Genomic DNA, 23,519 nt, shown 5'->3' with positions numbered 1-23,519 from the left:
TATTTTTGTACCTTTATTACCATCATTATTTGGGTAATGCAAGTTTGAATCTGTTAATTTTTGAAAACCGCAATCAATGAAGCTAAGCGTTGTAATTCCTGCCTATAACGAGGAAGAAAGTATCTCCGAAACCCTCAGAAGTTTATACAATACTTTAAAGAAATACGATATTCCGCACGAAATCTGGGTGACGAATGATAACTCAAAAGACAATACGTTGGGCGTTTTGCAAGAATTACAGAAAGAAATCCCCAGCTTAGTTTTTGAAACAAACAAAGGGCCAAATGGCTTTGGCTATGCCGTACGTTATGGTTTAGAACGTTTTTCGGGCGATTGCGTGGCGGTTTTTATGGCCGATATGTCGGACGACCCAGAAGATTTGGTAAAATACTACAAAACTATGCTCGCCGAAAACGTTGATGCGGTTTTTGGTAGCCGTTGGATAAAAGGCGGAAAAGTAATTGATTATCCAGCAGTCAAGAAAATCATCAATCGAGTTGCTAATTTTATTATAAAAATGGTGATTGGTATCAAGTATAACGATACAACCAATGCCTTTAAACTTTATAAGCGTGAAACAATGGAAGGCTTAAAACCTTTTCTTTCACCACACTTTAATCTAACGGTTGAGCTTCCACTCAAAACGATTGTTCGTGGATATTCTTACAGCGTAGTACCGAATAGCTGGACTAACCGAAAATACGGCGAGTCAAAACTCAAAATCAAAGAAATGGGTAGCCGCTACTTCTTTATTTTGGTGTATTGTTTTGTAGAAAAATTCTTCTCTCGTGGAGATTACATGAAGAAATAATTAAATAATACGTTTCCTACGTTCTTTCAAGTAACCCTAATAAGACGGCAGGTTTTTATCATCTATGAAGAAAATCTTGACATGGCAAATTGATAGTCTTTGGCTAAAATTTGCTTATTTATTATTGCTAATAGTTCTTTTATTTCCTTATTATCAAATCTCAAATATACCGAGTGCGGGTATTGATAATTCGTGGCGAATAGCTTTAGAAATGGCATACCAAAAAGGTTTAATTTTCGGCAAAGACATTATTTATACCTATGGCCCACTCGGCCGACTCACGCAACGAATTTCAATCGAAACAAGCAACCTTCAATTCTTTCTTTTTGATGTTTTCTGCTTCGGAAATGTAGGTTTTCTACTTTATCATTTATTACCCAAACCTCTCAAATTCTATCAATTACTTGCACATTTTGGCATTTTCTTGCTTATTTCTTCCATTTATGGTGAATGGCAGAGCTTTTTACTTTTCTATATTAGTATTTTTTCGGGTCTTTTGTTTCTAAAAAAACAAAATCATTGGTTGCTTATTCATGCAATTACGATGGGCGTAATCAATTTTTACATCAAGGCCAATTATGGGGTTATCGCCCTCGGATTTGTTTTCATTTTATTATTCTACACCTTTTTCTCGAAAAGATTATCACTCAAAAACCTATTGCTATACTTTTTCGGAAGCACTATTTTATTAATATCTTTAGCATTTGCATTGAAAGTTGACCTAATCGCTTACTTTTTTTCAAGCATCGAAATAATAAAAGGATACAATGAATCGCAGTCGATTTTTCCTGCTGATAGGCTTCGTGCAGTGGCATCTTCTTATATTATTTTTGTGCTATTCATTTTGGTTTTTGTGACGTTTATCTTACGAAAACTCATAAAAAAAGATTTTTCATACGCTGCTCTTGATTCTTTTTTCATACTCGGCTGTGTAGGCGTTTGTTCGTTTGTGCTTATCAAATATGCCTTTGTTCGAGCCGACGATGGACACTTGATGTCCTTTGTACGTAGTGCTTGCTTGCCGTTTTTGCTAATGTGCAGTTTTAATAGCGAAAGATGGCTTAAATTAAGCGGGTGGATATTAGTTTCGCTAAACCTGATCAGCTATCTTGTTTTTTATCAGCCTATTTACGGCCAATTTTCCATTTCGATAATTGATAATTTGCGTACAAAAAGCTTTATTTTACCCGAATATTTCAAAGAAATTTCAAAAAAAAATACACCACACTACAACTTTACTTACCCGAAAGAGGTCTTAGAGATAATTGGTAATAAAACCATCGATTTAGTGCCTAACGAAACCTCAGAAATTTACCTAAATAAACTCAATTATAATCCTCGCCCGATTATGCAATCCTATCAGGCGTATAATGAATATTTAGACAAAAAGAATCAAGAAAAATACCTTTCGACTACCGCACCCGACTATGTAATTTATGGCATCGAAAGCACCGATAATAAATATGCAGTTGGCGATGAAACCCTCACGCTGCTTGCTCTTTTGCAACGCTATGAACCAATAAACATCTGGTCGAATCGTTTGTTATTAAGAAAGAAAGAGCAAACCAAAACTTTAAGGTTAGTAAGGCAACAAAGCATCGTTTGGGAAATGGGCAAACCATTTGCTCTCAACTCAGCAATCAAAGCTGATTCATCTGGTCGAAAGATGCTTTCTGTTATTAAAGTAAAAACCACATACAACTGGTTCGGGAAATTACTAAATTTGTTCTTTCAGCCGCCCCACCTCAATATGGAGCTTGCCACCAAAAACGAAAAAACAATTTATCGAACCGTACCAATTTTATTGAATAAAGGTCTGATTGTCAATGCAAAAATGGATAGTGTAACGGACGTAAAGCAGTTTTTTAAAACTGGTTCGGTTGAAAATAAAGAGATAAAAAGCGTAAAATTTGACGAAATTCTGAGAAGAAAAGCGGGCTTTGACAATAAAATTGAAATTTTAGAAGAATTCTACGAATTAAAATAAGCAATATGAGACGTTTGAAAATAGTTCTTTTAGTATGTTTTGCCTTTATATTAACTGGCAGAAACACATCAAATGCTCAAAAATATGTATGTCACGGTATCTTAAATTTAGATTCTGACCCCAACAACGCCATTCCTGTCATGAATAAGTTGGTAGCAGCGGGCTGCAATGCTACCATGCTCACCGTACACTGGGAGCGAGTGTATCCACAACCAAACTCCAAGCCTAATTTTACCCAACTCGACAATCAAATTAATCACGCAGTCAATAATTTGGGTATAAAAGTAGCGATCCGCATACATCTCGGCCGAAATTATGGTCTTACGAAGGGTTTTTGGGAGGAAGAAGAAGCTGTTAAAGATTTTAGAGGAAAAGTTCTCACTAATTACTACGATAATAACCATTTTAGTTTTGCCCATCAGCCATCGGTCGATAAAGCAACGGGATTTGTGAAGGAAGTCTGTGAACGATACAAAAACCTCCAAAAAAGTGGCAAAATCATTTATATTTCGGTGGTAAACACCCCCCAGCAGGAGTTAGGGTTTACGTATCAAAACCAACAATGGCCTGAGAGAGAATACGTAGCTCTTTTCGACCACTCCAAGTGGGCCATGATAAAATTTAAAGATTGGGCAAGAGAAAAATATACAACTATTCGCACCTTAAATACTTACTGGGGCACAAATTATAAAAGTTTTTTGGAAGTTGAGCCTTATGTAAATTGGTGGAACATAAACGATTCGTTTAGAGGGCGTCGAGGAAAAGACTGGTATGTTTTTCGTCATTTGATGATAAAAAACTATTATGACCAAATCATTAAAACTATCAAATCGGTTGAGCCTTCCTATAAGGTAGCATGTGAGTATGGTGGCGTAGCCGATAACCTTACCTTGCTTCGTAATACTTTTGCTTTTAAGAACCTATCTGACAACGCCGACTTCATAAAAACTTCCATCGAAGGCTTTCAGGGAGACCTAATTTTTAGTAATACCAAACCCAACCAAAAAGCTTATACCGAAGTAGCTTTTTTTGACCTTCCAACGGCCGATAACCTCAAAAATTACAGTAAACGAGCTGTTGAATATGATTGTGAGTTTATTATGCTGATTATTGAGTCAAACGTTCAGTCTGAGTATGAAAAGATTCTACCTGCTGTGCAAGAAGCGGTCAAGGGTTTGAGCCGTCCTATTGCTCCAGTTGCTTTCTCTGATTCGGTAAAATACCGTCTTTCACAGTTGACCGATAGCCAAGATTTAGTAATTAATGACTGGAAAACAAGGTCGGACAATGGTAAAAAGAAAATAAAAGTAATTTTGGAAGAAGATTTAATTACCGAAAATAAGAAAATAGAGAACCCTTTACCTGATATTGTGGAAACAACGCCTATCGTCACTCCTCCACCAGTCGTCATTACACCACCCAATAACTTGCCCAACCAACTTCCGAGAGAAAATGTAAGTCAATATACGAAAGAGATTGTTGTAAATCAGAATTTTCAGTTTAGGATTCCTGAAAATCTGTTTTATGATACTGATGGATTTATTGCTTATATCGAAGTAATCGAAGCTCCCAAGTGGATAGAATTTAATCGTTTTGAGTTAAATTTTTACGGGAAAGCTCCATTTTTGGGCAAATACAAAGTAAAAGTAAGGGTTTACGATAATTTGGGAGGCATGCTCGAATCAGCTATTTTTGTGGACATTGTTCCACCAATCATTGATTTTGAGCTTATCAAAGGTGATTATTTCGATGTGCCAATTGAGCCTTGGGGACAAATTACGAATAAACGTACCCTTTACTTAGATGCCCTTCCTGACCAACTCAATGTGATTGCTCGCTGTAATCTTGATTCGGTAAATATGGTTTTTGAGCTAAATGGCCCGTATAAATTTAAGCGTGGCTCAGACAAGCTGCCTTATAATCTTTTTGGGGAAGGTCGAGGCTTGAAATTTCCCATTGGTACTTATACACTCAGTGCCAAAGCTTATAAGCAGGATTCTGTGATTTCATCAAAAACAATTCAGTTTTATGTAAAGGCATCGACCAATGCATCTGATAATATTATGGGCGATTGGAATGCCTACCCAATTCCGTTTCAACAAATTTGTAATATTAAGATTCCCGAAACCGAAGATGTAGAAAAGCTTAGCTTTTCGTACTACACAATGGTAGGTAAAAAACAGCTTATCAAGAAAGAATACATCAATATAGTTGATAAAATTGCCTACATTGATTTAGGTTACGCCAATATTCCAACAGGCAATTATGTTTTGGAAGTTAGTCGAGGTACGGAAGTAATCAAAACTATCAAGGTGAGTAAAAACAATTAAGATTTCTCGTAGAAGGTCTAAATCTGACGTTCTGAGAAATACTATTTAACTGAATATCAAGTCTTTAATGTAGAAAAAAAATAAAGTTTGGACAATTGCCCAAACAACAGCACTGATAAGCATTTGCAACAAAATCGCTTTTTTATCATAGCGAAAAGCAACACTCAATGCCGCACCAACAGGGGGAGTAAACAAAAGTGGTGTAAGAAAAGCTATACCAATTAAGCCAAACTTTTGTCGAATTTTAACCCCAAAACGAGTCATTTTCGTAAATTTCTTAGTAGGTTTATCTTTACGAAATATTTTTCGGATAAAATCACCCGAGAAAACTATCAGAAAGACCGTAAGCATCATTCCCACAACCGAACATATAGCTGTTTCAAACCATGATAATTTGATGGCCAGACCTGTTAATGGCCCACCCGCAAACTTTAACATACTTACAGCAATTACCGACAGATACTTAGCAAAATTCATAGTCGAACGTCCTTTTATTGTGTAATTCTTTTTTTCAAATAATATATTTTTAAGAAAAAAATGTAATTTTCACTCAAATATAATACAAAGCATTACGAATGCCTACCATTAATCGGACAAACGGCTAAATGCAAACATAAACTCTAAACCAAAACCCATGAAGCTAACTCTATTTACTCTTATTCTTTTACTATTATTTTTCAATACTAACGCCCAAGATACCCCATCTGATACACTTCAACCAATAAAAACCGATACAGTAATGCCTGCTGACAGTACTTCCGAAGAGGAGGAAGAGGAAGAAGGAGAAGAAGAAGCGGAAGAGGAAGAAAAAGACGATACACCAGCTAAATTTCGATACCGAATTGCAGCTGACGGCACTTATACATCAGGAAACGTCAATCGTGCATTGATTCAGTTTTCGTCGGCTCTTGATTTCAATAATAGCAAAATTATCAAGTTTTCGAGCAGTCCATCATACATTTATGGACAACAAAACAAGGTTTTGGCTGAAAAAGAACTTTTCGTTGACTTTCGCACCAGTATTCTGCACGAACGAAAGTTTTACTATTTAGCCTTTACATCGTTCGAGAAAAGTAACCTCCGAAAAATCAATGACCGTTTTATTGGTGCAGCAGGCGTTGGGCTAAAAATTGTTCAACGACCAAACGCTTATCTTTCTGCAACAAATGTCTTTCTTTATGAAAAAACTGATTTTGTGGTTAATGAAAAGTTTCCTGATCGCAACCTTTGGCGAAATTCGACTCGTATTTTTGGAGAATACACTTTTCATGATAGTAAGTTGAGTCTTTCGCATACGCTTTTTTTACAACCCAGTATTACCGAGAAAAATTTCCGATGGAATGGTAATATAATTCTAAAATACCAATTATCGAAACACATTAGTTTCCGTAGTATGGTCGAAAATTCTTACGAAAGTATCGTAGTGCCTGGCCGACAAAATAACGATTTCCGATGGACATTCGGAATTGCTTATGAAGGTAAAAAGTAGCCAAGTGCTACTTTTTTTGTGGTTGGTAATCGTTGAAAATCTCCAACCATATTGAGCGTGAAAGTCGATAGAGTACAGGCGTTATCAAAACCGTAAAAAGTACATAACTCCAAATATAAATTCGCCAATCGACTCTTACATCAAAATAGACATAGTAAGCAACTGTAGCTATCACAAAAAACATCATGTTGATGATTGAACTTATATACATTGCTCCGTAGAAAAAGCCTGTTTCTCGCTCATATTTCAAGCCACAAACTGAGCAGTTAACGTGCATTTTTGATAGTTTTCGCCAAGAAAAGGGACTTTTATTTTCAAATAATTCTCCTTCGTGACAACGTGGACATTTTAATTTAACGGTCGCTTCTAATTTATTCATATTTGTTCTCTTTTCGAGAAGTTTTCATTTATTTGGCTATCGTAAAACCAACTCTTTAACAATAATCCAACATCCCACTACCAACACAAACCATCCAAAAGCAGGTTTTAATTGGTCTCCATCTATTTTCTTTGACAAATAGCCACCTGTTAGAATTCCTGCAATGGTAAGTGCAGCAAATTTCGTCAAAAAATACCAGTCGAGAGCTATCCCAGCCGAAAAATCGCCGATTGCACCAAACGCCGAATTGATTGTAATAATCAGAAGTGATGTTCCGACGGCTTTTTTCATGGGTAATTTTGCAAAAACCACCATTGCTGGAATTATCATAAAACCGCCACCCGCACCCACAAAGCCAGTTAGAATTCCAACTAAAATTCCCTCCAGAAAAATCATCCAATAACTTACTTTATGGCCGATTTGTTCGCTTGGTTTTCTATCACTTTTTATCATCGAATACGATGCTCCAATCATCAAAAGTGCAAAAATGAGCATCACCATTAGATTCTTTGAAACAGTAAAATCTACTGACTGATACACAACTTCGGGAATATGCGGCATCACGAATTTTCGCATCAAAAACACCATAATAAAGGCTGGAAACGAAAAGAAAAGTCCTTTTTGTAAATCGACTAAGCCTTTTCTGAAATAATCTATCGACCCAACCAATGAGGTAATTCCAACAATAAAAAGCGAGTAAGTTGTGGACATTGTGGGCGGAACACCAAGAACATACACCAAAACCGTAATCGTCAGTATTGAGCCACCTGCTCCTACTAAGCCCAACGTTATGCCTATAACAAAAGCCAATATAAACCCTATAATTTCCATAGATTTTAATCAAAACTACTTTGTGTAGAATGGTGCAATTTAAAGAAATTTAATACTAAAACGTAAATATTATTGTATTTTTCTAATATACTTATTTGACAGAAAAAGTATATTTTTGGGTGAGTTCTCGAAAAAAATAGCCAAAAACTATGAATCTGATAAATGATGATTAAATTTGCTAAAAACCTATCCCAGCAAACCGTCAAATACTATGTTAAAAAAAATTACACTTCCTTTCATTAAAGTTTTTCTTCCATTCATCGCTTCAGTGGCTTTTGCCCAAATCGAAAAAGCACCTAATCGTGCCGAAGGCGAATACGCCAACCGTACAATCATTCGAGGCGTGACTCTCATCAATAGCACTGGAGCTCCGCCCGTTGGGCCAGTAGATATTGTGATTGAAAAAAATAAAATTGCACAAATCAAACAAGTTGGCTATCCAGGTGTACCAATTGAGCCGAAAAGCCGCCCAAAACTCAACGAAGGAGATAAAGAACTTGACTGTACTGGCATGTACCTCATGCCAGGGTTTGTTGATATGCACGGTCACATTGGTGGAAAGTCGCAGGGAACACCAGCCGAATATGTATTCAAACTTTGGCTCGGTCACGGCATCACGACCATTCGTGACCCTTCGGCAGGAAATGGCCTTGACTGGACACTCGACCAAAAACGAAGAAGTGAGAAAAACGAAATTACCGCTCCACGTATCAAAGCCTACACCGCTTTCGGTATGGGAAGCGACAAACCAATTACTACGCCTGAAGAAGCTCGCCAATGGGTGCGAGACAATGCGGCCAAAGGGGCAGATGGCATCAAGTTTTTTGGTGCAGAACCAGCAGTTTTCAGAGCAGCTCTCGAAGAAAATAAGAAAATCGGTCTTCGTTCGGCTTGCCACCATGCTCAATTGGAAGTAGCCAGAATGAATGTTTTGGCAACGGCCAAAGCAGGATTAACTTCAATGGAACACTGGTATGGTTTGCCAGAAGCACTTTTTGATGAACGAACTTTGCAGAATTATCCTGCCGATTATAATTATAATAACGAGCAGAATCGTTTTGAAGAAGCAGGAAAACTTTGGAAACAATCTGCAGAGCCAGGTTCGGCCAAATGGAATCAAGTGATGGATGAATTATTGAAACTTGATTTTACGCTTGACCCAACTTTCAATATTTACGAAGCCAATCGTGAGTTAATGCTTGCTCGCAGGGCAGAATGGCATGATGAATATACACTTCCAGCGGTTTGGCGTTTTTATGGACCGAGCAGAATTTCACATGGATCGTATTGGCTCAACTGGGGAACGGAACAAGAAGTTGCTTGGAAAGAAAACTATCGTATTTGGATGCGTTTTGTGAACGAATACAAAAATAAAGGAGGCCGTGTAACTACTGGTTCGGATTCTGGTTTTATTTATCAATTGTATGGCTTTGCATACATTCGTGAACTTGAATTATTACGTGAAGCAGGTTTTCACCCACTTGAAGTAATTCGTGCGGCAACAATCAAAGGTGCAGAAGCCCTCGGAATGGCTGACCAAATTGGTTCGGTTGAAGTTGGAAAGTTGGCCGATTTTGTAATTACCGAAGAAAATCCTTTGGCAAATCTTAAAACTCTTTACGGCACAGGAGCTATCAAAGTGAATGACAAAAACGAAGTTACAAGAGTCGGTGGTGTGAAATATACTGTAAAAGACGGTGTAATTTATGATGCAAAAAAACTCTTAGCCGATGTTCGTAAAATGGTCTCTGATGCAAAAATAAAAGAAAACTTTGAGATAACTCAACCAGGTATTCCACAAAAAGGAGCTTCAAAAGTACAGGGGGCTGAGAAGAACTAAATACCTCCTTTAGAAACGATTATTACGAAAGAAGCCTTCGCTTTGAGCGAAGGCTTCTTTTTTTAATCCCTTTTATAATTTCCCTTTAGGAGCGGAGTGCGTTCCGCCGCTGCGGGTTATTTAAACCACTACAACATCCAAAGGAGCAATTACTGGCATTTCTTTCTTTTCTTCTGGGAGAATAAAATTCAATGGATTAGCTACTTTTTCTTGCAAAAGAGCAATTTCAAGCACTTCCTCTACATAATCAACATAGTGGAAGGTCAAGCCCACCGTATATGCTTCGCCTACTTCTTCAACATCTTTACGGTTTTTATAACACATAATGATGTCTTTAATTCCTGCACGTTTGGCCGCTAAAATTTTCTCTTTGATACCTCCAACTGGCAATACTTTTCCACGAAGAGTAATCTCACCAGTCATGGCCGTATTGGGCTTGATTTTTCGTTGAGTAAACATCGAAGCCATAGAAGTAAGCATCGTGATTCCTGCCGAAGGGCCATCTTTTGGCACCGCTCCTTGTGGAACGTGTACGTGAAGGTCGTAGTTTTGAAAGATTCTGTAATCAATTCCTAAACCATCAGCATGTGATTTCAAGTAAGAAAGAGCCGTCATGGCCGATTCTTTCATTACATCGCCTAATTGTCCCGAAAGTGTGAGTTGTCCACGACCACGACTTAGGCTTGATTCGATGAAAAGAATATCGCCACCAACCGAAGTCCAAGCTAAACCCGTTACAACTCCTGGCACATCATTTCCTTCATACAAATCTCTGTCGAAAATTACGCCACCGAGCATTTTTTCTACGTGTTCAGCTTTTACAGTTTTAGGGTATTCTTCGTTCATCGCAATAGATTTAGCAATCTTACGAATCAATCCCCCAATTTGCTGTTCTAAACGTCGCACGCCTGACTCACGAGTATAGCCTTCGATTACTTTCTGAATAGCTTTATCATCAACCTTTAAATCTTTTGGCTTTATTCCGTGCTGTTCTAATTGCTTAGGTACGAGGTGTTTACGAGCTATTTCTATCTTTTCCTCAACGGTATATCCCGAAATTTCAATGATTTCCATTCTGTCTCGCAATGGCCCTTGAACAGTATCAAGCGAATTGGCAGTTGCGATGAAAAGTACTTTCGAGAGGTCATAATCTACTTCCAAATAATTATCTTTGAAAGCGTTATTTTGCTCAGGGTCAAGCACTTCGAGCAATGCAGAAGAAGGGTCTCCACGTTGATCACGGTTTACTTTATCAATTTCGTCGAGTACAAAAACAGGATTCGATGATTTTGCCTTTTGCAAATTCGTAATCAATTTTCCTGGCATTGCACCGATATAGGTTTTGCGGTGTCCACGAATTTCGGCTTCGTCGTGCAAGCCACCGAGAGCCATTCTGACGTAGTTTCTACCCAAAGCTTTTGCAATTGATTTTCCCAAAGAAGTTTTACCAACTCCTGGGGGGCCATACAAACACAAAATTGGGGCTTTCATGTCGTTACGGAGTTTCAAAACTGCCAAATATTCGATGATACGCTCTTTTACTTTTTCGAGGCCAGAGTGATCGGCGTCTAAAATTTTCTTGGCACGTTTGAGGTCAAAATTATCTTTTGTATATTCATTCCAAGGCAAATCAACCATTGTTTCGGCATAATTCAACGAAACACCGTATTCTGGTGACATTGAGTTCATCCGTAGAATTTTATTCAATTCTTTATTAAAATGGTCGTTAGCATCTTTTGTCCATTTCTTTTTTGAGCCTTTTGCACGCAGTTTTTCTACTTCTTGGTCGGGCGACTCCATGCCCAATTCTTCCTGTAAAACCTTGATTTGCTGACGCAAATAATATTCTTTTTGCTGTTGGTCAATATCAATGCTTGCTTTGCTTTGAATATCACGCTTGATTTCCAACACTTGAATTTCTTTCATCATGTGTTCGAGTAGCTTGTGGGCTTGCTCGCCACCATCGAAAGTTTCGAGAAGCAATTGCTTTTCGCTGATTTCGATATTAAGATTTGATGAAAGAAAATGCGTCAAGAAGCTTGGACTATCAATATTGCTGATGGCCATTTGGGCATCACGTGGTATATCAGGATTGAGGTTCAGAATTTTGTAAGAAGCCTCTTTCAAACTCTGAATCAATGCCTTGGTTTCTTTCTTGCGTACATTCGGGAAGCTTTCAGCAATATACTTCACTTTGGCCATCAGGTGAGGGTCTGTTTGGGTATATTCTTCTACCTCAAAACGACGACGCCCCTGAATGATAACCGTTACGTTTCCATCGGGCAACACAATCATTTTCAGGATATGGGCAATCGTTCCGACTTTGAATAAATCATCGGGGGTAGGCTCATTTTGTGTATGGCGTAATTGTGCCACCACGCCAACGGTGCGGTCGGTGCGGTAAGCTTTTTTTACCATTTTGATAAACTTCTGGCGAGTGACCGTCACGGGAATTACGATACCAGGAAACAATACAGTATTGCGTAAAGATAAAAGAGCCAAATTAGTTGGCAAATTATCTTCATTTTCCATCACTTCTTCAGGCGAAGCAATTTCTATCATTTCAACGTTTTCAACGTCTTGTCTTGCCATTACAAGTCTTGAGATAAGTTCTCTATTCATTCACCACTATATTTTTAGACCGTAGATTTTGAAACTGATTTTATTGATTTCGCTGGTTTGAGCAGTGGAGTCTTTATCATCTAATTTTAAAAACGGGTTCGGTTAGATTAAAATCTTGCGTTATTATACTTTTTCATAAATATTGATAATCAAGGCTTTAATAAAAACGCTTAATTATCTGACAGATTGTCAGAGTGAAAATACTAAACCTTTCTGACAAACAAAACATTTATGAGTAAATTTAATAGTTCAATACTCATGCCAAGGCACTTTTATATGGCAGTTTGGCAGGAAAATGTTATTAGAAGGAGCGGTTTGAAGACATTGATATATCAAAAATCGAATCGCTTCCATTGATGATTGACCGTTTAATAAATTTTTTATTTTACACTCTCGAAAAAATTGATTTAGCCGTATCTTAAAGAAAAAAAGAAAATTATGATTCTAAGAAAAGTTAAAAGCCTTCTTTTCTGTTTTTATTTATACACTACACAATGTTTTTCGCAAGATGCCAGCACTGTATTCTATGAAGATAGCTTAAGGTTTTTTCTTGACAATGGTATTATAAAGGTGGGTTTTGATAAAAGAATGGGAGGGGTTGTTAGTTATTTTGAGCGAAAAACTAATGGTGAAAACTTGATAAACAACCACGATGCTGGGCGACAAGCAGGTTTTGAAAGCAGGATTTACCCAACAGATCCATCGACTTGGAAACCTTATTCTAACTCGAAATACCTGACTGATATTTATCCACTTGCAGGAGGAGCATCAAGAGAATGGAACGGACTGCCGCAAGGATCTTTTTACAATGAAAAATTTTCAAAAGAAGACCACCTCGGAGGAGTTCCAGAGATTATTAGTTTCAATAACGATACCAAGATTCTATACATAAAAGCTAAGCTCTGGGAATGGGGATTTGTAAATCTTGAAAACGACAGTTACAAAAAAATAGATGCTGGAGGATACAACGAATATTGGATTAGTTTGAGTGGTATTGCAGCTAATTTTACTGTAAAACAAGTAAAAAACATTCCATACTTTGTAAGTAACGATAATGTAGGGTCTTCGTTTAATGTTTTCATTAATTTGAACTATAAATTTGCCGAAAAATGGCAGACCTATAATAGTCAAAATCCTTATACCCACCAACCTGTCAACATCAGAAGCCCAAGTCAGAATAATCAAAATTTCTGGAATTTGGCCACCGAAAATTGGGTAGCAATGACCAACAATAATGATTTTGGAATGGGAATTTACCTGAATGATAAAAGATTTACTTTTTTGTATGGAGAAAGACAAGCCAACTCAGACTGCACCTTCAATATAACGCCATGCCCCGATGAGTATAAATATTCGTTCGGTACTTTTTCGTTTAGTACTTACTCTTTTCCGTGTGGTGAGCCATGTTCTAAACCCAATAATACTCTCACCTTAAATTTTAGCTTTTTGGCTGGAAACATTACCGAAATCAGAAGCTTTGCTTACAAAAAAAAAAATAACCCATGTGAAAAAGGATTAGCTTTGGCCAGTAAAAATGATGATATAAGCAACAAAACTGTCGCACTCAAATCCCAAAACTTTATTGATGCAACCAATAAAATATACAGTGGCAATGTAAGCTATAAATCAGACAAAGAAATTCTACTTAAAGCCGGTTTTCATGTAAAAGAAGGGACTGTCTTTGAAGCGGGAATTAGCAGCAATCCTTGTAATTAGTCAGCCGAATTTGTTTGAATCTATACGAATGCAATTTTGATTATAATAGATACTGATTTTAATCGGGTTAGCAAAAAATACCAAATAGTATTAGATTGACAAAATAAGGCTAATATTACTCAACAATCACCTCATTTACCTTTACATTTTTCAAAGTAAAGCCTTTCACGATACTTTTATCAATGGCCGTTTTCTTTGCTTGAATTGTAAGGTTTTCAAATTTAAAATTCGATAGCCGGTCGTTTTCGGTAATGGCTACATCATAAAAAACATTGCATTTGAGGTCGATGTTTTTTAGTGTAATATTATCTGAATAAGAAAGTGGAATATCCTTACGGCCTTGTAAATCAAAAAACTGTGTCCAAGGCTTCACGTAAATCAGGCTATTGGCTTGACCTTTGATATTTTCTACTGTAATATATTCATACAACTGAGGCGTATCTGGCCTCATTTTTAGCCATAAAACTCTTGTAGCTTCATTTACGTAGCAATTTCGCATAATAATATTTTTGTTGTGAATGGCTTCGCTTCCGCAAGTTAAAGCCGAGTGGCAAAATCCAAATTCACAGTTTTCGATGACAATATTGGTATTCTCGCCATTACTTGGAATCATATCTGCCCAAGGCCCTTTACCACCTTTTAGAGCAATGGCATCATCATTGACCGAAATGTAGCAACCTTTTATCAACACATTTGAGCAAATATCAAGGTCAATGGCATCAGTACTCGGTGCTTTTACGGGTTGATAAGGCGAAAGAAAATTTACATTCAAAATTTTTACAAAATTACATTGGTAATAATGGCTCGTCCAGAAACCCGAATTGTGTAATTTCACATCTTGAATCTGCACATTATTCGACTGCCAAATAAACACCAATCGTGGGCGTGAAACTTCTAAATTCGTACAATTTGGATTTTCTTTGCGTCTTTGCCAAAAAGCCTCCCAATAACGTAAACCATTGCCATCAATCTTACCTTTTCCCGAAATCGTAAAACCATCAACTCGATAGGCATTCACCAAAGCCACATAATAATCAAGATTTTGTCCTTCCATGCGTGAAGGCATTTTTGGATAATCAGCAATATTATCTGAACCTTTCAAAACTGCACCTTCCGAAACGTAAAGATGTGTTTTTGGTTTGAAAAATAATGCTCCACTCAAAAATATTCCCTTCGGAATTATTACCACTCCTCCCCCATTTTTAGCGGCCTCGTCAATCGTTTTCTGAATGACGGTTGTTTGTAACACGGTGCTATCATTTACTGCTCCGTAATTGGTAATGACATATTGTTTGCCAAGTTTAGTGAGCGAAATTTTAGTTGAGTCAGAAAACCATTTGGACATAATGCTGCCATCGGGGAAAATATTATTGGCTTTTTTCTGAGCAAAAGAATGCTCCCACAAAGCGAACACACTGATAAAAAGTACAAGGTTTTTTTTCATTATGATTGTTAGGTCTATTGTCGGGGTAAATATAAAATAATTCTCGACTTTTAGAATCCTGTACTCTCGGCACTTCGATTAAACGCAGGTTTTTTAACGATTTTTTATTTACTTTGGGTAACGGTTCACTAATCATCAAACCTAACGCATTAATGAAAAAACTTTTTTTCCTTATCCTCTTACTTATCAACACTTTATCAAGTTTTGCACAAAAAGAACCTGATTTCTTGACTAATTATAATAAACGTTGGGTAGATTCGGTTTTCACGACGCTAACGCTGGACGAGAAAATCGGGCAACTACTCATGCCTCGTGGCAATACTTCTGGCCGACCACACGATGTAGAAAAGCTCAAACGTTGGGTAAAAGATAACCGAATCGGTGGAATTGTGATGTTTGCAGCTCCGCCAACTGTGCAAGCTCGCATCGTGAATGAGTTACAAGCCTTATCAAAAGTGCCGCTTTTGATAGGTATGGACTTGGAATGGGGTTTGGCAATGCGACTCGACAGTACGGTGCGTTTTCCGTACCAAATGACGCTCGGAGCCATGCAAGGTAACGAAAAGCTACTTTTTGATATGGGCGTTGAAGTAGCCAAACAATGTCGCCGAATTGGTGTACATATCAATTATGCTCCCGTGGTTGATGTCAATATAAATCCTAATAACCCTGTTATCAATTTCCGTTCGTTTGGCGAAAACCAAGAAGATGTTGCCAACAAAGCTCTCGCCTATATGCAAGGTATGAATAGTGAACATTTGCTTACTTCGGCTAAGCATTTTCCAGGTCATGGCGATACTGGCGTTGATTCTCACTTCGATTTACCCTTGATTCCACACGACCGCAAACGTTTAGATGCTGTTGAGTTTTATCCATATAAAAAACTGATAGACAATGGTTTAAGTGGAATCATGACTTCGCATTTGAGTGTTCCAGTGTTGGATACAAGTAAAAATCTGGCCGCAACTTTTTCTAAAAGAATCGTTACTGACATTTTACGTAAAGACCTCAATTTCAAAGGTTTGACTTTCACCGATGCCATGGATATGCAAGGAGCAATCAAATATTTCTCGAAAGGTGAAGCCAACGTAAGAGCGGTTTTAGCAGGAAATGATATTCTTGAAACATTTGAAGACGCCGAAGGAGCAATCGCAGCCATCAAAGCAGCCATAGCCAACAAAGAAATTTCGATGGAAGAAATTGATTTTCGTGTACGTAAAATCTTGATGGCAAAATCTTGGGTTGGATTGGATAAATATCGCCCAACCGACATCAAAAATTTGATTGGAGATTTGAACACTACAAAGTCAGATTTACTAAATCGCCAATTAGCTGAGGCAACAATTACTTTGGTTAAAAATGACGACAAAATACTACCTATCAAAGACTTAACAAAACGTATCGCCAGTGTTTCGATTGATGCCTTGCAGCCAACGGCCTTCCAAAAAATGACCGATAATTATACAAATATTGACCATTTTTTGCTTCCGCCAAATGCTCCAGATTCGAGCATCAACAAGGTTTTAGCACAAACTCAAAACTACGATGTGATTTTGGTAAACTTACACCTCAATAATATTCGTCCAGCCGCCAAATATGGCGTTACCGATGCCAACAAAAAAGCTTTAAAAGCACTCACAAATACTGGTAAGGCGATTACAACCATCTTCGGAAATCCTTATTCGCTTGATAAATTTGATGATTTAGAAAAGTCGAAAGCCATCGTAATGGCTTATCAGCTAACCAATTATATGGAAGAAGCAGCCGCCCAAGCAATTTTTGGAGCGATTCCGATTTTGGGAAAACTGCCAGTTTCTATCAATAATATATACAAATATGGCATGGGCGAAAATACCCAATCAATCGGGCGTTTGGCTTATGGAATTCCCGAAATGGTCGGACTTGATGGAGTAGAGTTTAATAGAAGAATCGACTCCGTTATCAACCTCGGACTTCGTGAAAAAGCCTATCCAGGGGCAACCATGCAAGTGGCTAAAGATGGTCGAGTAATTTATCAGAAAGCATTTGGGTTCCATACTTTCGAGGCAGCTAATGGAGCAGTTTTAGCAAATGCAGATGCTAAATTTAAAGCTGATAATAAAAATGATGTAATGGACGAAGCCGTGAAAAAGGCAAATGCAAATGCAGCTATCAACTCATCAAAATCAACTACAAAAGGAATTGTTAATTTAACTGACCTTTATGACCTTGCATCAGTTACGAAAGTAAGCACTTCGGCATTGGCGGTTATGCAATTAATGAGCGAAGGAAAATTTGATTTAGATAAATCTTTCAAAGATTATTATCCAGAATTTGCCGACGGAAATAAAGCCAACTTGCGTTTCCGTGATATGCTTACACACAAAGCTGGCCTAAAAGCTTGGATTGCTTTTTGGACTGACTGCATCGACTCTGTAAAAACGGTTAGAAATAGTGATGTTTTTAAAACCAAATACGCTTCTCAGTACAAGAAAAAGTTATTTATGAGCAAGAAGAAATACAACCTTTTACTTGCTAAAGCCATCAAGACCGACAAAAATCTTTGGAAAGACTGTCTTTCGCCAAAAACAATGGTTTGGAAGCCAAATACACTTTCTAATAAACAATCGGCTGATTTTTCAGTGCAAATATCTGATTCTCTCTGGTTGCACAAAGACTACCAAAAAGTTATCTTCGATGCCATCGAAAATTCATCTTTGAAGCCCGAACAAGGTTATGTTTACAGTGATTTGCACTACTATACATACCCAACTTTCATGGCATCACTAACGGGCATACCTTGGGAAGATTACTTAAAGAAAACCTATAAACAAATTGGAGCTAATTCTCTGACTTATAACCCATTACGTTTTTATTCAAAAGACAGAATTGTACCGACAGAAAAAGACACTTTATTCAGAAAAACCCTTATTCACGGATACGTACATGATGAAGGTGCAGGAATGTTAAACGGTGTATCGGGACACGCAGGGCTTTTCGGAAACGTAAACGACCTTACAAAATTAATGCAAATGTATTTGCAGAAAGGATATTATGGCGATACACAATTTATCAAGCCCGAAGTACTTGCTGAGTGTACGAAATACCAGTTTCCAGAACTTAAAAATCGCCGTGCGATTGCCTTCGATAAGTTAGATTTTAATCCGAAAGTAGGAAATGGCCCAACATCAGCATCACCCGAAAGTTTTGGACACTCAGGTTTTACAGGTACATTCGTTTGGGTTGAGCCGAAATATAATTTTGTTTATACATTCTTATCGAACCGAGTTTATCCAACTCGTGATAATGTGAAGATTAGCACGCTCAATATCCGAACCGAAGTTGGAGAGCAGATTTATAAGATGTTGAAGAAGTAACACAAGTCTCCCGACTTGTCATGCGAACAATTTAGAAATAGGATGGATGATGTGCTATTGTTCTATAAAAAAGGCTTAGAATTGAATTTCTAAGCCTTTTTTGTTATTTCCCTGCCCTCATCAAACTAAGGGCTTTATTACAAAACACAAACTCTTCTAACTCTGGCACGGTATCGCCCATGATGGTTTGGCTGTTTCCTTCCCACAGTTTTTTGCCTTTGTGCAAAAACATAATTTTATCGCCAATCGAAAGTACGGAGTTCATATCGTGCGTAATTACTACGGTCGTAATATCAAACTCATCGGTAATTTCCTTAATCAATTCATCAATTTTTATCGAAGTCAGCGGGTCGAGGCCAGAGTTTGGTTCATCACAAAACAAATACTTTGGGTTCATCACAATCGCTCGGGCAATGCCAACACGTTTTTTCATACCTCCCGAAATCTCTGATGGCATTCGGCCACCCGTTCCTTCCAGTCCAACTCGTTGTAAGCAAAATTCCACTCGGTCTTTCTTTTCACCTTCGCCCATTTTTGTGAGCATATCGAGCGGAAACTGTACATTTTCGTGTACAGTTTTAGAATCAAATAATGCTCCACCTTGAAAAAGCACACCCATTTCTCGGCGAATATCTTTTTTATCTTCTTCGTCGCCTACATAAAAATCACGACCATCATAAAGCGTTGTTCCAGCTTCGGGGCGAGCCAAATCGAGCATACATTTCAATAGTACGCTTTTCCCTGTACCACTCGCACCAATAACCAAGCTTGTTTCGCCTTTTTTAAATAAGCCGCTCACGTTATCTAACACCATTCGGCCATTAAAAGACTTTGATATATTTTTTATTTCAATCATTTGAAAAATAATGTAAAATGGATAATGGATAATTTAGAATGAGAGTTATTGTAATATTCACTCATTCGCTCAATCATTCATTCACTCATTAAGTCAAAAGCTCCGCCAAAAGATAATCGGCAATCAGAACCGCAATACAACTATTGGTTACGGCCGAAGTACTGGCCTGCCCTACTTCCAATGCACCGCCACGAGTATTGTAGCCTTGAAAAGCCGAAATTGTGGAAATCAGAAAACCAAAAACTACTGCTTTGATGATAGAAATAAAGACATTGAAAGGGATAAACGAATATCTGATACCATAAATATAATCTTCTGGCGTGATGATACCTGAAAGTGTTCCTGCCAAATATCCACCCAAAATCCCGAGAAAACCCGAAATAATAGCTAACAAAGGAAACGTGAAAACCGCAGCTAATAATTTAGGCAAAACCAAATAAGATGCTGAATTAATTCCCATTACTTCAAGGGCGTCAATCTGCTCAGTAATTTTCATTGTACCGAGTTCACCTGCGATATTCGACCCTACTTTTCCTGCCAAAACCACGCACATAAAAGTCGAAGATAATTCGAGCAAAGTCATGTCTCGCACAATATTACTCACCACATAAATCGGGATAACAGGGCTCACCAAATTGGCACGGGTTTGCACACAAACCACCGCACCAATAAACACCGCAACAATGGCCACGATAAACACTGAACTCACCCCAATTCCGATACACTCATCAATGAACCTTTCCCAATATACTTTCAGAGATTCTCGTCGAGTGAAGAGTTTTCCGAGAAATATTAAATATCTTCCTATTACTGATAACATAGTTTTTAGCTAAATTTTAACGATATTTGCAAAGATAACGATTTGTTTAGGGTTCATGGTTCTATATTTGAGGTTTTTCTGAGAATTACAGCAAAACCAATCTAAAATACTTTATTGGTATATGAGTAGAAAATTAGCAGTAGTTTCGGGTGGTACACGTGGCATTGGGCGAGCAATTGCCGAACAATTTGCTAAAAATGATTTCGATATAGTAATTTCGGCTCGAAATGAAACCGATTTGGCCGAAACAAAACAAGCAATCGAAGCACAATATGGCGTAAAATGTTATGTACAAAAAGCCGATTTAGCTATCAAATCTCAGGCAATCGCTTTCGCTGAGTTTATTAAATCTTTAGCTCAACCCATCGGAATGTTGACCAATAACGCTGGTACATTTATTCCTGGAAACGTACACGAAGAAGCCGATGGCGTTTTAGAACAACTCATCGAAACCAATCTTTACAGTGCCTATCACCTCACTCGTGGGCTGATTCCAACAATGATTGAGCAGCACAGCGGGCATATTTTTAATATTTGTTCGGTGGCAAGTTTAAAAGCTTATCCGAATGGCGGCTCATACAGCATTTCAAAATTTGCTTTGTTGGGATTCAGTAAGGTTTTGCGTGAAGAAATGAAAGAGTATGGTGTGAAAGTAACTTCTGTTATGCCAGGAGCAGTTTACACCGATAGTTGGGCAGGAGCGGGAATTCCCGAAGAAAGATTTATGACCGTTGCTGATATTGCCGAAACCATCTGGAGTGCTTATAGTTTATCGAAAAATGCAGTTATCGAAGATATTGTTTTGCGTCCGCAAAGTGGCGACATATAATCAGTAAATTTTTACCCAAAAAAGGAAAAGAAAATTTTATTCTTAATTTTTTTTAAAAAACATTTATATTTGACCTTTAAATACTTTATAATTTACGCTAAATGGCAACCGAATATTTAGGAATTGATGTAGGCGGTACTAACGTCAAGATGGGCATTGTTGAAGCTCAAACTGGTAAACTTTCAAATTTTTATAGCCACGACACGGCAAGCTGGCGTAAATCAGGGCATTTTGTTGAGCGTTTGGGCGATGCAATTGCGATTCAATTAGCTGAAAATAAAGGTGTAGAAAAATGCGGAATTGGTGTTCCGGGGCTTATCACCCGTGACCGTACTACGTTGGTAGAAATTACGGCAATTCCCGAAATCGACGGCACTCCGATTATACCATATTTGAAAGAACGTTTCCCAAAATGTGATTTCTTCCTCGAAAACGATGCAAATGCAGCCGCTTTGGGTGAATATTATTTCGGAGAGGACGAAGAAATTCCAGAAGATTATATCATGGTTACGCTCGGAACGGGTGTGGGCGGAGCGGCAATCATCGATAAACAAGTTTTCAAAGGTGGCGGCGGAAACGCTATGGAGCCGGGTCACGTTCCATCAAAAAATGGCAAAGTTTTAGAGAGAAATATCGGTAAAAACGAATTGCTCGATTTGGCCAATAAAATGAGAGCAAACTACACAGGTAAAACTCAATTACCTGACGATGGAACTATCTCTACAACTGGTTTGGTGGCAGCAGCAGCCGAAGGCGATGAATTAGCTCTTCAAATTTTCAGCGAAGTAGGCGAAATGCTCGGTAATGCTTTGGTTTCTATGATTCGTATCCTTGATATTACGACAATCTTAGTCGGTGGCGGACTTTCAGCATCTTTCGATTATATCATGCCAGCTATCAATAAACAATTAGAATATTGGCTGACGCCTTATTACCTCAAAACACTTGTTATCAAGAAAGCAACACTTGGCAATGATGCTGGTTTGCTCGGAGCGGCAAGTTTGTGTTTCTGATGTAAAACGTATATATTTCTGAAAGAAAAGGTTGATTATCAATTTGATAGTTAACCTTTTTTTATGTTCAACATTTCAACCAAAAACCTATACTCTAAACTATGGAAATCACTCATGCTATATCTGATGCAGTGCTTACACTCACAGGTATTTATGTATTTTTTCAATATCTCCGAAAACTCGAATTTAATACTTGCTTACTTTGGGAAGCCTTCGTGCTTTCAATTACGGCCGCAGCTTTTTTCGGAGTTATCCGATTTTTGGGTTACGCTCCTGCAAAAACGATTTCGGAGTTTTTCCAGCATTTAGCTGGCACAGCGGGAGCTTTTTGCTTGGTTTATGCGTCGTTTTTATTAGTTCAACGAAAAACAGCTTCTCAAAACGCCACTTATATCGTATTGGCTTTAGGATTTATTACTTTCGGAATCGTTCAACTGACCGACAACTCGAAAGTCTTGCAGATTGTATCAATGGTGGCAATTCCATTAGTTTTGGTTATCGGTATTTTTGGACTTATCAAAGGTCGTACAGCCGTTGGTTCTTGGCTTATTTTGGGAGTTTTGGCATTGGTTTTGGCTACTTATAATAAGAGTTTTATGCCCAACACTCTGCTCGACCCAACCGATGTTTATCATTATTTGGTAGCAATTAGCTTATTTTGTTTCGGAAGAGCGGCTCGCCATCATCATTCAAATTAGTCTTCAATTATCAGTTTTCAGTCTTCAAAAAAAGGCTTAGATTTTCACAATCTAAGCCTTTTCTATAGAACTTATAACCTAAGTAATCAGATTAATAAAGTGCATTTTATAGCAATATTTACTGCCAACTATCAAGTGTTGACTACTACTCTATCACCTTCGGTACTTGAAAGTACTCGCCGTTTTGGCTTGGGGCATTTTTCAAACCTTTTTCTCTCGGCAGAGCGTTTTGAGCAACATCTTCTCTGAAAACATTTACTTCTTCACTCATGTGTGTAAGTGGCTCTACATTGGTTGTGTCGAGTTCTTTGAGTTGGTCCATCCAATTCAAGATTTTCGATAAATCATCAACCATTTTTTCACTTTCTTGCTCGCTTAGCTCCAAACGAGAAAGATGTGCCATTTTTTCAACTGTCTTTTGGTCTATTTTCATGTTTTTATTTAGGTTCAAAGTAGTAAAGGCACATAGTAAGTTCTACTTTACCACTTTGTACCTTC

At 37.8% G+C, this 23,519-nt stretch carries 18 protein-coding genes; 10 read left to right on the top strand and 8 right to left on the bottom strand.

Annotated elements, in window-relative coordinates:
• The first annotated feature begins 76 nt into the window (after positions 1–76).
• From ABR854_RS18785 to ABR854_RS18775, 3 genes are all read left to right on the top strand, one after another.
• Positions 77–811, top strand: coding sequence for a glycosyltransferase family 2 protein (locus ABR854_RS18785; protein WP_350267384.1), 735 nt, complete (start codon positions 77–79; stop codon positions 809–811).
• A gap of 64 nt (positions 812–875) precedes the next feature.
• Entirely contained in the window at positions 876–2,798 is a 1,923-nt protein-coding gene (locus ABR854_RS18780; protein ID WP_350267383.1) for a hypothetical protein, read from the top strand.
• 5 nt (positions 2,799–2,803) lie between these two features.
• Entirely contained in the window at positions 2,804–5,128 is a 2,325-nt protein-coding gene (locus ABR854_RS18775; protein ID WP_350267382.1) for a beta-galactosidase, read from the top strand.
• A 45-nt stretch (positions 5,129–5,173) separates the two neighbouring features.
• On the opposite strand, the gene ABR854_RS18770 is transcribed toward ABR854_RS18775, so the two are convergent.
• Complete coding sequence (locus tag ABR854_RS18770) at positions 5,174–5,605, bottom strand: hypothetical protein (RefSeq protein ID WP_350267381.1); 432 nt, start codon at positions 5,603–5,605, stop codon at positions 5,174–5,176.
• Positions 5,606–5,762: 157 nt separating this feature from the next.
• Here ABR854_RS18770 and ABR854_RS18765 point away from each other — a divergent pair, with 157 nt between their 5' ends.
• The gene (locus ABR854_RS18765) at positions 5,763–6,617 is read left to right on the top strand and encodes a DUF481 domain-containing protein (RefSeq protein WP_350267380.1); all 855 of its coding nucleotides are present in this window, start codon (positions 5,763–5,765) and stop codon (positions 6,615–6,617) included.
• A 7-nt stretch (positions 6,618–6,624) separates the two neighbouring features.
• Here ABR854_RS18765 and ABR854_RS18760 read toward each other — a convergent pair whose 3' ends face one another.
• Positions 6,625–6,996 (bottom strand): DUF983 domain-containing protein, encoded by a 372-nt coding sequence (locus ABR854_RS18760; protein ID WP_350267379.1) that lies wholly within the window; start codon positions 6,994–6,996, stop codon positions 6,625–6,627.
• A gap of 36 nt (positions 6,997–7,032) precedes the next feature.
• Entirely contained in the window at positions 7,033–7,827 is a 795-nt protein-coding gene (locus ABR854_RS18755) for a sulfite exporter TauE/SafE family protein (protein ID WP_350267378.1), read from the bottom strand.
• 211 nt (positions 7,828–8,038) lie between these two features.
• Here ABR854_RS18755 and ABR854_RS18750 point away from each other — a divergent pair, with 211 nt between their 5' ends.
• Positions 8,039–9,667 (top strand): amidohydrolase family protein, encoded by a 1,629-nt coding sequence (locus ABR854_RS18750; RefSeq protein ID WP_350267377.1) that lies wholly within the window; start codon positions 8,039–8,041, stop codon positions 9,665–9,667.
• A 120-nt stretch (positions 9,668–9,787) separates the two neighbouring features.
• On the opposite strand, the gene lon is transcribed toward ABR854_RS18750, so the two are convergent.
• A complete protein-coding gene (lon, locus tag ABR854_RS18745; RefSeq protein WP_350267376.1) occupies positions 9,788–12,289 on the bottom strand; it encodes an endopeptidase La in 2,502 nt (833 codons plus the stop codon).
• 438 nt (positions 12,290–12,727) lie between these two features.
• Between lon and ABR854_RS18740 the strand changes: the two genes are divergently transcribed.
• The gene (locus ABR854_RS18740; RefSeq protein ID WP_350267375.1) at positions 12,728–14,005 is read left to right on the top strand and encodes a 3-coathanger stack domain-containing protein; all 1,278 of its coding nucleotides are present in this window, start codon (positions 12,728–12,730) and stop codon (positions 14,003–14,005) included.
• A 115-nt stretch (positions 14,006–14,120) separates the two neighbouring features.
• Here ABR854_RS18740 and ABR854_RS18735 read toward each other — a convergent pair whose 3' ends face one another.
• Positions 14,121–15,449, bottom strand: coding sequence for a rhamnogalacturonidase (locus ABR854_RS18735; protein WP_350267374.1), 1,329 nt, complete (start codon positions 15,447–15,449; stop codon positions 14,121–14,123).
• A gap of 152 nt (positions 15,450–15,601) precedes the next feature.
• Between ABR854_RS18735 and ABR854_RS18730 the strand changes: the two genes are divergently transcribed.
• On the top strand, positions 15,602–18,805 hold the full coding sequence (locus ABR854_RS18730; protein WP_350267373.1) for a serine hydrolase domain-containing protein: 3,204 nt from the start codon (positions 15,602–15,604) through the stop codon (positions 18,803–18,805).
• A 103-nt stretch (positions 18,806–18,908) separates the two neighbouring features.
• Here ABR854_RS18730 and ABR854_RS18725 read toward each other — a convergent pair whose 3' ends face one another.
• Both ABR854_RS18725 and ABR854_RS18720 read right to left on the bottom strand, forming a co-directional pair.
• Positions 18,909–19,661, bottom strand: coding sequence for an ABC transporter ATP-binding protein (locus tag ABR854_RS18725; protein ID WP_350267372.1), 753 nt, complete (start codon positions 19,659–19,661; stop codon positions 18,909–18,911).
• An 88-nt stretch (positions 19,662–19,749) separates the two neighbouring features.
• Positions 19,750–20,481 (bottom strand): MlaE family ABC transporter permease, encoded by a 732-nt coding sequence (locus ABR854_RS18720; RefSeq protein WP_188769750.1) that lies wholly within the window; start codon positions 20,479–20,481, stop codon positions 19,750–19,752.
• Positions 20,482–20,602: 121 nt separating this feature from the next.
• On the opposite strand from ABR854_RS18720, the gene ABR854_RS18715 reads away from it, so the two are divergent.
• The 3 genes from ABR854_RS18715 (at position 20,603) to ABR854_RS18705 (ending at position 23,021) form a co-directional block, all read left to right on the top strand.
• On the top strand, positions 20,603–21,310 hold the full coding sequence (locus ABR854_RS18715) for an SDR family NAD(P)-dependent oxidoreductase (protein WP_350267371.1): 708 nt from the start codon (positions 20,603–20,605) through the stop codon (positions 21,308–21,310).
• 101 nt (positions 21,311–21,411) lie between these two features.
• Positions 21,412–22,323: an ROK family protein gene (locus ABR854_RS18710; RefSeq protein ID WP_350267370.1), complete on the top strand. Its 912-nt coding sequence runs from the start codon at positions 21,412–21,414 to the stop codon at positions 22,321–22,323.
• A gap of 101 nt (positions 22,324–22,424) precedes the next feature.
• Entirely contained in the window at positions 22,425–23,021 is a 597-nt protein-coding gene (locus ABR854_RS18705) for a DUF6962 family protein (RefSeq protein WP_350267369.1), read from the top strand.
• Between the two features lie 145 nt (positions 23,022–23,166).
• Here the strand turns inward: ABR854_RS18705 and gatC are convergent, their stop codons facing one another.
• The gene (gatC, locus tag ABR854_RS18700) at positions 23,167–23,454 is read right to left on the bottom strand and encodes an Asp-tRNA(Asn)/Glu-tRNA(Gln) amidotransferase subunit GatC (protein WP_350267368.1); all 288 of its coding nucleotides are present in this window, start codon (positions 23,452–23,454) and stop codon (positions 23,167–23,169) included.
• Positions 23,455–23,519: the final 65 nt, after the last annotated feature.

It is taken from the genome of Emticicia sp. W12TSBA100-4 (assembly GCF_040253585.1).
Lineage (GTDB): Bacteria > Bacteroidota > Bacteroidia > Cytophagales > Spirosomataceae > Emticicia.
Note: the sequence above shows the minus strand (reverse complement) of the source record. Positions and strands in the feature narration are given on the sequence as shown.